Genomic DNA, 12,327 nt, shown 5'->3' on the forward strand with positions numbered 1-12,327 from the left:
GAAGATCAGTTGTAAGCCCAGTATTTTCATGTTGAATGGATCACTCTGGCTTGTCGGGTTGCGCATCGGGATGCGCGCATTGGAAAGCCGGATGTTGCAGCGCCAGGTGTTCGACCCGGCAAATCTTTGGATACGGGGTCAGATCGACATTGAAACGACGAGCCGCATAGATTTGCGGCAACAGGTAAGCGTCAGCCAGTCCTGGCTCGCCGAAACAGAACCCCTGCTCACCGATCAGCGCCTCGACTGCGCTGAAGCCTTCAGTAATCCAGTGGCCGATCCAGGCGGCAACGTCAGCTTCTTCACACTTCAGACCCCGCAACCGGTTCAGCACCGACACGTTGTGCAGCGGATGAATGTCGCAACCGATCAGCGCCGCGACAGCACGCTGCTGCGCCCGCTCGATCAGGTCCACGGGTAATAGAGGCAGCTGTGGATAGCGCTCTTCCAGGTACTCGATGATTGCCGACGACTGGATGATCACTTCGCCCGTCTCCACCCGCAGTACAGGCACCCTGCCCTGTGGGTCGATGGCCTTGTATTCAGGCTTGAGCTGCTCGCCACCGTCGCGAATCAGGTTCACAGGGATCGCATTGAACGCCAGCCCCTTGAAGGCCAGCACGATGCGCACCCGGTAACTTGAGGTTGAGCGGTAGTACGTAAATAGATCCACGGGGGGCTGCCTGTTTCATTGCACGTTCTCCGTTAATGGTAGTCGTCGGAGACGCGTCTGATTGTTATGTTCGGCTTCGCACAAATCGTAATCACATTACGCAATACGTAAATTGCGACAGATACCCGTTGATGTCAAGTCGCTCATGCCCACCCCTCAAGCCGCAGCGTGGAGCGCACCAAACGCTGCTCTTCATTTTCGATTTCCTTGAGGTTCTCGCAAATGCTCTGGATATGGGCGATGGCGGCCTTGCGTGCCTGTTCAGGCAGGCGACCGGTGACGGCGTTGTACAGCCGCGCGTGTTGCCGGTCGATCTGGCGTTTTTGCGGCTCGCGGTGATACAGGTTGTTGACCGAGGCAAACACAGTGTTGAGCAGCAGATCGGTCAACGAACGCAAGGTCTGCACCAGCACCGGATTGTGCGATGCCTCGCAGATCGCCAGGTGGAAGGCGTGGTCCAGACGTGCATGACCTGAGGCGTCAAGCGGTTGGTCGTGGGCGGCGATCAACGCTTCATAGCTGCGAGTGATCAGCACAAAGTCGGCATCAGTACCGCGCAAGGCTGCCAACCGCGCGGACTCTCCTTCCAGCAGGCTGCGCACTTCGAACAGGTCATAAAGGGTGCGCGGCTGCGAGCCGAACAGATGCATCAAGGGCGACGTGGCGGTGTGGCTCGACAATTGAGCGACGAACGAGCCCTTGCCTTGTTCGGTCTCGATGATGCCTCTGGCCCGCAACAATTTCAGGCCCTCACGCAAGGCAGTGCGGGATACGCCAAGTTTTTCCGTGAGGCGCCGTTCGGACGGCAAAATCTGCCCGGTTTTCAACACACCATCAACGATCAAACGTTCGATGCGCTCACACACAACATCGGCGACCTGCGGCGCGCGCGTCGAAGCAGCGTTAGCCATGCAACCTCCACTGGTATGACCAGCTATATATACTCAACCAAAAATATTCAACAATAATTTCAACCTATTGAAAAATAAGTACTTTTAAAAAAATTAGCAATCACCTAGAAAAAATAACTGGTTCGACCAGACTTATAAGTCATGGACAGTAAAGCCTCTGCGGCCAATCATGCAAGACAGTCGAGGCCGTAGATCGGTCTTCAATAACAACAACTCAGGGTTGTCAGCCCACCATGAACATTCTGTACGACGAACGTGTCGACGGTGTATTGCCTCTCGTTGATAAAGGCCAACTGTTCCTGGCCCTGCGCGAGCACTTGCCCGACCTGGACATTCTCCATCGAGAAGAAGAACTCAAGCCTTATGAGTGCGATGGTCTTTCCGCCTATCGCACCACGCCAATGCTGGTGGTATTGCCCCAGCGCATCGAACAGGTAGAAACCCTGCTCAAGCTGTGCCATGAGCGCAAGGTTCCCGTGGTCGCCCGTGGCGCTGGCACAGGCTTATCGGGTGGCGCCCTGCCGCTGGAAAAAGGCGTGCTGCTGGTCATGGCCCGTTTTAATCAGATTCTGCAGATTGACCCCGCCGCGCGTCTGGCCCGTGTACAACCCGGCGTGCGCAATCTGGCAATATCCCAGGCCGCAGCGCCCTATGACCTTTATTACGCCCCGGACCCGTCCTCGCAGATCGCCTGCTCCATCGGTGGCAATGTCGCCGAGAACGCCGGTGGCGTGCATTGCCTGAAGTACGGACTGACCGTGCACAACCTGCTCAAGGTGGACATTCTCACGGTCGAAGGCGAGCGCATGACCCTCGGCTCCGACGCCTTGGATTCGCCAGGCTTCGACCTGCTGGCGCTGTTCACCGGCTCAGAAGGCATGCTCGGCATCATCACTGAAGTCACGGTCAAACTACTGCCCAAGCCGCAGGTCGCCAAAGTGTTGCTGGCCGCCTTCGACTCGGTGGAAAAAGCCGGGCGCGCAGTGGGCGACATCATCGCCGAGGGCATCATCCCTGGCGGACTTGAGATGATGGACAACCTGGCGATTCGCGCCGCTGAAGACTTTATTCACGCGGGCTACCCGGTGGATGCCGAAGCCATCCTCCTGTGCGAACTGGACGGCGTCGAAGCCGATGTCCACGACGATTGCGACCGGGTTCGTGCCGTACTGGAAAGAGCTGGCGCAACCGAAGTGCGCCTGGCTCGCGATGAAGCCGAACGTGTCAGGTTCTGGGCCGGGCGCAAGAACGCGTTCCCGGCGGTCGGGCGCCTGTCGCCGGATTATTACTGCATGGACGGCACCATCCCACGCCGAGCATTGCCAGGGGTGCTCAAGGGCATCACGGCGCTGGCCGAGGAATATGGGCTTCGTGTAGCCAACGTCTTCCATGCCGGTGACGGCAATATGCACCCGCTGATTCTGTTCGACGCCAACCAGCCCGGCGAACTGGACCGCGCTGAAGCCTTGGGTGGGAAAATCCTCGAGCTGTGCGTCAAGGTCGGTGGCAGCATCACCGGCGAACACGGGGTCGGCCGCGAGAAAATCAATCAGATGTGCGCCCAGTTCAACAGCGACGAACTGACCTTGTTTCATGCGGTGAAAGCGGCGTTTGACCCAAGCGGCCTGCTCAACCCCGGCAAGAACATTCCGACCCTGCATCGCTGCGCCGAGTTTGGTGCCATGCATGTGCATTTGGGGCAGTTGCCCTTCCCTGAACTGGAGCGTTTCTGATGCTTGCCCAACAGAATGTCGACGCCAGCGCCGCGTTGCTGGAACAGGTTAATCAAGCGCTGCAAAATGCCACCCCCCTGCGTATTCAGGGGGGCAACAGCAAGGCGTTTCTGGGACGCGAGGTCGCTGGCGAAATCATCGACACCCGCGCACATCGCGGCATCGTCACCTATGACCCGACTGAGCTGGTGATCACCGCCCGCACCGGTACGCCGTTGAGCGAGCTGTGTGCGGCACTGGAAGCCGCCGGGCAAATGCTGGCGTGCGAACCGCCGTCGTTCGGCGACGCCGACGAGGCCACGGTCGGCGGCATGGTCGCCGCCGGATTGTCCGGGCCTCGTCGGCCCTGGTCAGGCTCGGTGCGTGATTTTGTTCTCGGCACACGGGTCATCACCGGCCTCGGTAAACACCTGCGCTTCGGCGGCGAAGTGATGAAAAACGTGGCCGGTTACGACCTGTCCCGGTTGTTGGTTGGCAGCTATGGCTGTCTCGGTCTACTCACCGAAGTGTCGCTCAAAGTTCTGCCAAAACCGCGCCAATGCATCAGCATTGCCCTGGAAATGAACGCGGAGCAGGCCCTGCTAAAACTGGCCGAATGGGGCCAGCAGCCGTTGCCGATCAGCGCCGCCAGCCATGATGGCCGCGTGCTGCGTCTGCGCCTGGAAGGCGGTGAAGGTTCAGTATCTGCCGCCCATGATCGCCTCGGAGGTGAGCTGCTCGACCCGACTTACTGGCGCGAACTGAATGAACAGCGCCTGGGGTTTTTCGACGAAGGTCAGCCACTGTGGCGCCTATCGCTACCCAACAACACCGGCACCCTCGCCTTGCCCGGCGAGCAGTTGATCGATTGGGGCGGCGCCCAGCGCTGGTTGAAGTCCGATGCGGAGGCTGAAGCCATTCGCGCTATTGTCAGCGAAGTCGGCGGCCACGCGACCTGCTACAGCCATGGCGTCAGCGACAGCCCGTTCCAGCCGCTGGGCAGCCCATTGCTGCGCTATCACCGCCAACTAAAGGCACAACTCGACCCGAAGGGGATTTTCAACCCGGGCCGAATGTACGCAGAGATCTAAGCCATGCAGACCACGTTGAGTGAACATGCCAAACGCCTGCCGCGTGCCGAAGAGGCCGAAAGCATCCTGCGCACCTGTGTGCATTGCGGATTCTGCAACGCCACCTGCCCAACCTATCAGCTGCTGGGTGATGAGCTGGACGGCCCACGCGGGCGTATTTACCTGATCAAGCAAGTACTTGAAGGCCACCACGTTACCGAAAAAACCCAGCTGCACCTGGACCGCTGCCTGTCCTGCCGCAACTGCGAGACCACCTGCCCGTCTGGCGTCGATTACCACAACCTGCTGGACATCGGCCGGGCCGTGGTGGATGACGCCGTTCCTCGTCCACTGGGCCAGCGCCTGCTCCGTCAGGGTTTGCGTGCAGTGGTGCCGAACCCGTCGCTGTTCAAGACGCTGGTCCAACTCGGCCAGGCCTTTCGCCCCCTGCTGCCTGAATCACTCGCGATCAAGTTGCCTCGCGTGGTACACCCGGCCAAGGCGCGACCGATCCAACAGCATGCGCGGCGTGTATTGATGCTCGAAGGGTGCGTACAGCCTGGGCTGTCACCCAATACTAACGCCGCCACGGCACGCGTACTGGATCGTTTGGGGATCAGCATTACAGCGATCAGCCAGGCCGGTTGTTGCGGCGCGGTGGATTACCACTTGAATGCACAGGAAGCCGGCCTGAACCGTGCCCGTCGCAATATCGACGCCTGGTGGCCGAGTATCGAAAGCGGTGCCGAAGCCATCGTCCAGACCGCCAGCGGGTGTGGCGCGTTCGTCAAAGACTACGGGCACCTGCTCAAAGACGATCCGGCCTATGCTGCCAAAGCGCAACGGGTCAGTGCCTTGACCCGCGACCTGGTGGAAGTGCTACGCGATGAGCCCTTGGAAAAGCTCGGGGTCGAGAGTGACCTGCGTCTGGCGTTCCATTGCCCTTGCACCTTGCAGCACGCACAAAAGCTCGGTGGCGCAGTCGAAAGCGTGCTCACCCGGCTAGGCTTCAACCTCACCGCAGTACCCGACGGCCATCTATGCTGCGGCTCGGCAGGTACCTATTCACTGACCCAACCCGAGCTGTCGCGGCAACTGCGCGATAACAAGATGAATGCACTGGAGAGCGGCAAGCCACAGGTGATCGTCACCGCCAACATCGGCTGCCAGACCCATTTGGACAGCGCTGGCCGGACCCCGGTCAGGCACTGGATCGAACTGGTCGAAGAAGCGCTGCACTAATCGACTGCATAATTTTTTATTACAGCCCCTATTGCTGCCCTATTGGAGAGCCACATGAAAACCAAAGCCATTTTGAGCCAGACCGAAGTCAGCCAGATCCTCGCCGCCGCTCGCGCTGAAGCACAGAAAAACAACTGGGCAGTGTCCATCGCGGTGGTCGATGACGGCGGCCATCCATTGGCCCTGGAGCGTCTGGACGGCTGCGCACCGATTGGCGCCTACATCGCCACCGAAAAAGCCCGCACCTCTGCGCTGGGCCGTCGCGAATCCAAAGGCTATGAAGACATGGTCAATGGCGGGCGCAGCGCCTTCCTGTCTGCCCCCCTGCTGACCTCCCTCGAAGGTGGCGTGCCGGTGATTGTCGATGGTCAGGTGATTGGCGCCGTGGGCGTGTCCGGGGTCAAGGCAGATCAAGATGCACAGATTGCAAAAGCCGGCGCTGATAGCCTGAACGGCAAGTAAGCCGAATAGACCGCCTTTGCGAATACCTTCGCTCCCACGATTGGAGACCCCAAGATGACTGATTTCGTTAACTGCCAGCGCCTGAAAGTGGCCGCCAACCTGCAACGTTTTGTCGATGAGGACGTGCTGCCGGGCACGGGTCTGGACCGTGATGCGTTCTGGACCGGCTTCGATGCCCTGGTGCATGAACTCGCACCGCTGAACCGTGCCCTGCTTGCCGAACGCGATCGGTTGCAGACTGAACTGGACACTTGGCACCGCGCTCATCCCGGCCCGGTGAGCGACATGCCGGCTTATCGCGCGTTCCTCCAGTCAATCGGCTACCTGCAACCGCAGCCAGCCACCGTGCAAGCCAGCACCGCCAACGTCGACATCGAGATCAGCAGCCAGGCTGGCCCGCAATTGGTGGTGCCTGCCGTAAATGCCCGCTACGCCCTGAACGCCGCGAACGCCCGCTGGGGCTCGCTGTATGACGCGCTGTATGGCACCGATGCCATCGCTGAAACTGAAGGTGCGGAAAAAGGCAGCGGTTACAACCCTGTGCGCGGCGCAAAAGTCGTGGCCTTCGCCCGCGCCTTTCTTGACGAAGCCGCTCCGCTGGCCAACGGCTCGCATACCGATGCGCAAAGCTACCGCGTAGACGGTGACCAATTGCTGATCACCCTGACCGACGGCAGCCAGACCCGACTCAAGCAGCCGGAAAAATACGTCGGCTACCAGGGCCAGGCACTGCAACCGACCGCCATCCTTCTGAAGAACAATGGCCTGCACGTCGAAATCCAGATCGACGCCAACAGCACCATCGGCCGCACCGACGCTGCGGGGGTGAAAGACCTGCTGATGGAAGCGGCCGTGTCGACCATCATCGACTGCGAGGATTCGGTAGCCGCCGTGGACGCCGATGACAAGGTGTCGGTCTACCGCAACTGGTTGGGCCTGATGAAAGGCGACCTGACCGAGGACCTCGAGAAAGGCGGCAAAACCATCACCCGTCGCCTCAACGCCGACCGTGAATACACCGCTGCCGACGGCAGCACGCTAACGCTGCACGGTCGCTCGTTGTTGTTCATACGCAATGTCGGCCACTTGATGACCAACCCGGCGATTTTCGACGGCGAAGGTCACCAGATACCGGAAGGTATTCTCGATGGCGTGATCACCAGCCTGATCGCCGTGCATGACCTGGCTCGTCGCGGCAACTCGCGCACCGGCAGCGTGTACATCGTCAAACCGAAAATGCACGGTCCGGCCGAGGTCGCGTTTGCCGAGCAATTGTTCAGCCGTATCGAAGACCTGCTCAAGCTGCCGCGCAACACCCTAAAAATGGGGATCATGGATGAAGAGCGGCGTACCAGCGTCAACCTCAAAGCCTGTATTGGTGCGGCGTCGGCGCGGGTTGCCTTCATCAATACGGGCTTCCTCGACCGCACGGGCGACGAGATGCACAGCTCGATGGAAGCTGGCGCAATGCTGCGCAAAGGCGAAATGAAAAACACGCCGTGGATCAAAGCCTACGAACGCAGCAACGTGCTGGTGGGCCTGGCGTGCGGCCTGCGTGGTCGAGCGCAGATCGGCAAGGGCATGTGGGCGATGCCAGACTTGATGGCCGACATGCTCGAGCAGAAAATCGGCCATCCCAAGGCTGGTGCAAACACGGCATGGGTGCCCTCACCGACCGCGGCCACTTTGCACGCACTGCATTATCACAAGGTCGATGTGCGGGCGATTCAGGAGGAACTGGAACAGGTCGATCTGGCCAGTGTCAGCGAGCAAATCCTCAACGACCTGCTGACGATTCCTGTCTCGGCGGACGCCAAGTGGACTGCCGGGCAGATTCGCGAGGAAGTTGAAAACAACGCCCAAGGTCTGCTGGGCTATGTGGTGCGCTGGGTCGAACAAGGCGTGGGCTGCTCCAAGGTGCCGGACATTCATAACGTCGGCCTGATGGAAGATCGGGCAACGCTGCGGATTTCCAGCCAACACATCGCCAACTGGTTACGCCATGGCGTGATCGATAAAGCGCAAACGCTGGAAACCCTGCAGCGTATGGCTGCGGTCGTCGATCAGCAAAATGCCGGGGACCCGCTGTATCGGCCGATGGCCGCCGACTTCGACGCCTCCATCGCCTTCCAGGCGGCTTGCGCACTGGTATTCAAAGGCTGTGCGCAACCGAGCGGCTATACCGAGCCGTTGCTGCATGAATTCCGGTTGGCGTTTAAAAAACAGCAGGGCTAGGGCAAACCCATGGGGGAGCGAATGAGTTCGCTCCCCCATGATTGAAGACAGCCGATATTTTTCAGTGGGGCTTTGGGGTCACGTACTTTCCCGCATCACCAATTCAAACCCCAGGTCCACCTGCGGCACCTGCGCAACCCCTTCCATCAACCCGAGCAACAACTGCGCGGCCCGTTGACCGACGGCTTCGCGTGGCGTGCGGATCGATGTCAGGCGCGGGACCATGTGCGCAGAACCAGGCAGGTCGTTGAAGCCGATCAGCGCCACGCGTTCGGGGATGGCGATACCCCGCCTCAGGGCTTCCAGGGTCGCTCCTTGGGCCAAGTCATCGTTGCAGAAGAAAACCGCATCAACGTCCGGATGGGTCTCCATCAATTGCGCAAACAACTCACCGCCCAGACCAATGGACGAAGGCAGCGGCGACATCACTTCGAGCGCCGGATCATGCAGTCCGGCTTCACGCAGGACACGCCGAAAACCTTCGCCACGCTGCAACACCCGGGGATCAAGTTGCGCCGCAATGTAGGCCAGGCGCCGCCGACCGCGCCCCAGCAAATGCCTGGCCGCTTCGGCACCGGCTTGTTCCTGAGAAAACCCCACGCAATAGGCACCCCGCGCCGGGTCCAGCTCCATCATGTGCACGCAGGGTACGCCGCTGGCGGCGAGTAACTGGCGCACGGCGGGTGTGTGGTCGAAACCGGTCAACAACAACCCCCGTGGCCGATTAGCCAGGTAGGTGCGCAGCAGGTTTTCTTCCTCGACGGGCGAGTAGTGGTAGTTGCCGATTACTACTTCCAGGCCACGCGTGCGCAATACGCCTTGAATTGCTTCCAGGGTTTCAATGAACAACTGGTTGGTCAGCGACGGCACCAGCACCACCACCGTCTGGCTTTGTGATGAGGCCAGTGCGCGAGCGGCCGGGTTAGCGACATACCCCAAGTTCTGCGCGGCAGCCCGGACTTTTTCTACCAACTCCGGCGCGACAGTGGCGATACCGCGTAGCGCCCTTGAGGCGGTAATCGGTGAGACGGCGGCAAGCCGCGCAACTTCATTAAGGGTCGGACGACCCGTGGAGCGGGAACCAATGCGTGTCATGTGCTGCCAATAACTCAGAGGGGTTGCCAAAGATGGCGAATGCGCTCTAAGGTAGCGCTGTCTCACGGAGCCTCGCAACGCTTTATTCGTACTTAACGGTCACGAGTAACGTATGCACGGTCCGATGATTGACCGATTTGCCCATAACAATGACAAGAACTGGAAACAGCCTGGCCGGCCTTTTGTTCAAGCCGTCAAAGACAGCGCTGTCTCCCGCTGAGGTAATTATGAATACTGCTATTTCCGCCCTCGTCGTGATGGGTGTCGCCGGATGCGGCAAAAGCGTCATCGGCGCCGCCATCGCGCTGCGCAGCGACGGCCGCCTCATCGAAGGTGACGCCTTCCACTCTGCCGCCAACATCGAAAAGATGAGCGCTGGCATCCCCCTCAATGATGAAGACCGTGCCGGTTGGCTCGTCCGCCTGGGCGAAGAAATGGCCACCGCGTTGCGCAACGGTGAGCGTCCGATTGTCACCTGTTCTGCGCTCAAACTCAGCTATCGCGAAAAGCTTCGCGAGGCGGTGCCGGGGCTGGGTTTTATATTTCTCGAGCTGAGCAAGGAACTGGCAATCCAGCGTTGTGAGCACCGCCCAGGGCATTTCATGCCCGCGAGCCTGGTGGACAGCCAGTTCGCGACGCTCGAACCCCCTTATGGCGAACCCTTGACGCTGGTGGTCGATGCGACCCTCCACGTCGATACGCTGGGAGAACAAGCCGCCGCCTGGTGGAAAGCTTCGTGGCCACAAAAATAAAGCTGTGAACGCAAAAGATAGCGCTGTCTTGCACCCTGCAAACGGAATTGAACGTCACACTCATCAGTAGCTCCAAAAAACAAAGACAACTGGAGACGCACCTATGTTCGGCATGACCCAAGAGACGTACCTGCTCGTCGATGCACTGGTGACCATCATCGGCCTTGTGCTGCTGATCACCCGCTTTAAAGTTCACCCTTTCGTCGCGCTGACCATCGCCTCCGGCTTTTTGGGCCTGACCTCCGGCATGCCTGTGGACAAGGTCATGAAGTCATTCCAGGACGGCTTCGGCGGCGTTCTCGGCTTCGTCGGCATCCTCTTGGCGCTGGGCACCATGCTCGGCAAATTGATGGCTGACTCAGGCGGCGCCGACCAGATCGCCCGCACCCTGGTCCGACTGTTCGGCAAGGATCGTGTGCACTGGGCGATGATGTTCTCAGCATTCCTAGTGGGCATCCCGCTGTTCTTCGAGATCGGCTTCGTCCTGTTGATCCCGCTGGTGTTCATCGTGGCTCGACGCACAGGCTTATCGATTGTCAAAATCGGCATCCCCCTGCTGGCCGGGCTGTCAGCGGTGCACGGGCTGGTCCCGCCGCATCCGGGTCCGCTGCTGGCAATTGGCGTATTTAATGCCGACATCGGTAAAACCATTTTCTACGGTCTGATCGTCGCGCTGCCCACAGCGATGATCGCCGGACCGATCTACGGCAAGTGGATTTCACGCTACATTCCTGGCACACCGTCAAAAGAGTTGATGGACCAGATCGCCCAGGAGTCGACAACCGAAAACCTGCCGGGCTTCGGCATCACGCTGGTCACGATCCTGCTGCCAGTGTTTCTGATGCTGCTCAAAACCCTGGCCGACATCGTACTGCCGGACACCAGCATTATTCGGGTCTGGATGGACCTGATCGGTCACCCGATCACCGCCCTCCTCGCCGCCTTGTTGCTGGCGTTCTACACGTTTGGTGCCGCTCGCGGTTTCTCCCGGCAGCAGATTATGAAGCTGCTTGATCAGAGCCTGGCGCCTGTCGCGGCCATCGTCATGATCGTCGGCGCGGGCGGTGGTTTTAAACAAATGCTAGTCGCCAGCGGCGTGGGTGATGTGATTGGCCACATGGCGGTCCGTGCGGAAATTTCGCCGATTCTGCTGGCCTGGCTGGTTGCTGCGGTAATCCGCATTGCGACGGGCTCCGCAACAGTCGCAACCATCACCGGCGCGGGTATCGTCGCGCCAGTAGTGGCCATGATCCCAGGGGTAAACCGCGAACTGCTGGTGCTCGCAACGGGTGCGGGCTCGCTGATCCTGTCGCACGTCAACGATGCGGGCTTCTGGCTGGTGAAGCAGTACTTCAACATGACCGTCGCCGAAACCTTCAAAACCTGGACCGCGATGGAAACCATTCTGTCGGTGGTCGGGCTGATCTTCATTCTATTGTTGTCACTGTTGGTTTGACGGCCCCTCTGTCGCGAACGGATTCGCGATAGATCCGCGCTGAAACGGGCACCCCCTCTCAGCTGCGGGCTGAATGAGCCACGTGATTGACAATGGCCTGGCTTGAATTCTTGACCGCCTCTAAAACGGCCTTGGGCAACAATAGCGCCGCTCTATAAAGACCTTTAAACACCTCTGGCTTTTTTGCGCTCTTTGCTACTCTTTTCACCACAATAGTCAGCAAACGTTGGCGTTTGAGGGATAATGCTTAGACGCGCAAGCACCAAGCAGGTGCACTATTCGTCCACTTGCGGGGTGACTCGATGACAGATGTGCGTTTCAAGGGAATTAAATTTGCACTTATGACGTCTTAGGGATGGACGCATTCGGATGTACTCGGCAACAATCACACCCAAGGCACACGCCAGCCTCTTGGCAGAGGCGCTTCAAGAGGCCATCAAGGAAAAGATCATGTTGATACTCACCCGAAAAGTAGGCGAAAGCATAAACATTGGTGACGACATCACCGTTACGATTCTTGGCGTTCAGGGCCTTCAGGTCCGGCTAGGTATCAATGCTCCAAAAAATGTTTCTGTGCATCGTGAAGAAATTTACAAACGTATCCAAGCCGAGATCGCACCCCACCAAGACCCCCAATGAATTCGAAATTGCATCCCCACTACTGAGCACTCTGCCCTCTTTGGGCAGAACAGCTACCCGGCGTCTAGATGACGCCGTTT

At 59.4% G+C, this 12,327-nt stretch carries 11 protein-coding genes; 8 read left to right on the top strand and 3 right to left on the bottom strand.

The annotated features are described in order from the left end of the window. Positions 1 to 40: 40 nt before the first annotated feature. Together maiA and glcC are read right to left on the bottom strand one after the other, a co-directional pair. Positions 41 to 673 carry a maleylacetoacetate isomerase gene (gene maiA / locus QN399_RS01875; RefSeq protein WP_330200488.1) on the bottom strand — a complete coding sequence of 211 codons (633 nt, stop codon included), beginning with the start codon at positions 671 to 673 and terminating at the stop codon, positions 41 to 43. A 143-nt stretch (positions 674 to 816) separates the two neighbouring features. Further along, on the bottom strand, positions 817 to 1,584 hold the full coding sequence (gene glcC / locus QN399_RS01880; RefSeq protein ID WP_322179681.1) for a transcriptional regulator GlcC: 768 nt from the start codon (positions 1,582 to 1,584) through the stop codon (positions 817 to 819). A 233-nt stretch (positions 1,585 to 1,817) separates the two neighbouring features. Between glcC and glcD the strand changes: the two genes are divergently transcribed. From glcD to QN399_RS01905, 5 genes are read left to right on the top strand one after another with little or no spacing between them, the layout of a single operon-like run. Continuing rightward, positions 1,818 to 3,317, top strand: a complete 1,500-nt coding sequence (glcD, locus tag QN399_RS01885; protein WP_322179682.1) for a glycolate oxidase subunit GlcD — start codon at positions 1,818 to 1,820, stop codon at positions 3,315 to 3,317. Beyond that, positions 3,317 to 4,387 carry a glycolate oxidase subunit GlcE gene (gene glcE, locus QN399_RS01890; RefSeq protein WP_322215697.1) on the top strand — a complete coding sequence of 357 codons (1,071 nt, stop codon included), beginning with the start codon at positions 3,317 to 3,319 and terminating at the stop codon, positions 4,385 to 4,387. Before glcD ends, glcE begins: the two co-directional genes overlap by 1 nt. A 3-nt stretch (positions 4,388 to 4,390) precedes the next feature. After that, entirely contained in the window at positions 4,391 to 5,608 is a 1,218-nt protein-coding gene (glcF, locus tag QN399_RS01895; RefSeq protein ID WP_322179684.1) for a glycolate oxidase subunit GlcF, read from the top strand. Positions 5,609 to 5,662: 54 nt separating this feature from the next. Next, positions 5,663 to 6,070, top strand: a complete 408-nt coding sequence (locus QN399_RS01900; RefSeq protein ID WP_322179685.1) for a heme-binding protein — start codon at positions 5,663 to 5,665, stop codon at positions 6,068 to 6,070. Between the two features lie 54 nt (positions 6,071 to 6,124). Then, positions 6,125 to 8,305: a malate synthase G gene (locus QN399_RS01905; RefSeq protein ID WP_322215694.1), complete on the top strand. Its 2,181-nt coding sequence runs from the start codon at positions 6,125 to 6,127 to the stop codon at positions 8,303 to 8,305. A 78-nt stretch (positions 8,306 to 8,383) separates the two neighbouring features. Here the strand turns inward: QN399_RS01905 and QN399_RS01910 are convergent, their stop codons facing one another. Next, complete coding sequence (locus QN399_RS01910) at positions 8,384 to 9,400, bottom strand: LacI family DNA-binding transcriptional regulator (RefSeq protein ID WP_322179687.1); 1,017 nt, start codon at positions 9,398 to 9,400, stop codon at positions 8,384 to 8,386. Positions 9,401 to 9,657: 257 nt separating this feature from the next. Here QN399_RS01910 and QN399_RS01915 point away from each other — a divergent pair, with 257 nt between their 5' ends. From QN399_RS01915 to csrA, 3 genes are all read left to right on the top strand, one after another. Beyond that, a complete protein-coding gene (locus QN399_RS01915) occupies positions 9,658 to 10,152 on the top strand; it encodes a gluconokinase (protein WP_322182734.1) in 495 nt (164 codons plus the stop codon). Between the two features lie 103 nt (positions 10,153 to 10,255). Continuing rightward, on the top strand, positions 10,256 to 11,608 hold the full coding sequence (locus QN399_RS01920; protein WP_322179688.1) for a GntP family permease: 1,353 nt from the start codon (positions 10,256 to 10,258) through the stop codon (positions 11,606 to 11,608). A gap of 450 nt (positions 11,609 to 12,058) precedes the next feature. Further along, positions 12,059 to 12,247 (top strand): carbon storage regulator CsrA, encoded by a 189-nt coding sequence (gene csrA, locus QN399_RS01925; protein WP_219060851.1) that lies wholly within the window; start codon positions 12,059 to 12,061, stop codon positions 12,245 to 12,247. Positions 12,248 to 12,327 lie beyond the last annotated feature (80 nt).

The sequence above is a fragment of the Pseudomonas sp. 10C3 genome (assembly GCF_036346185.1).
Taxonomy (GTDB): Bacteria; Pseudomonadota; Gammaproteobacteria; order Pseudomonadales; family Pseudomonadaceae; genus Aquipseudomonas.

Coding starts and splice junctions, on each gene's coding strand:
- glcC (WP_322179681.1), bottom strand. CDS start 1,584: ATGGCTAACGCTGCTTCGACGCGCGCGCCGCAGGTCGCCGATGTTGTG.
- glcD (WP_322179682.1), top strand. CDS start 1,818: ATGAACATTCTGTACGACGAACGTGTCGACGGTGTATTGCCTCTCGTT.
- glcE (WP_322215697.1), top strand. CDS start 3,317: ATGCTTGCCCAACAGAATGTCGACGCCAGCGCCGCGTTGCTGGAACAG.
- glcF (WP_322179684.1), top strand. CDS start 4,391: ATGCAGACCACGTTGAGTGAACATGCCAAACGCCTGCCGCGTGCCGAA.
- QN399_RS01900 (WP_322179685.1), top strand. CDS start 5,663: ATGAAAACCAAAGCCATTTTGAGCCAGACCGAAGTCAGCCAGATCCTC.
- QN399_RS01905 (WP_322215694.1), top strand. CDS start 6,125: ATGACTGATTTCGTTAACTGCCAGCGCCTGAAAGTGGCCGCCAACCTG.
- QN399_RS01910 (WP_322179687.1), bottom strand. CDS start 9,400: ATGACACGCATTGGTTCCCGCTCCACGGGTCGTCCGACCCTTAATGAA.
- QN399_RS01915 (WP_322182734.1), top strand. CDS start 9,658: ATGGGTGTCGCCGGATGCGGCAAAAGCGTCATCGGCGCCGCCATCGCG.
- QN399_RS01920 (WP_322179688.1), top strand. CDS start 10,256: ATGTTCGGCATGACCCAAGAGACGTACCTGCTCGTCGATGCACTGGTG.
- csrA (WP_219060851.1), top strand. CDS start 12,059: ATGTTGATACTCACCCGAAAAGTAGGCGAAAGCATAAACATTGGTGAC.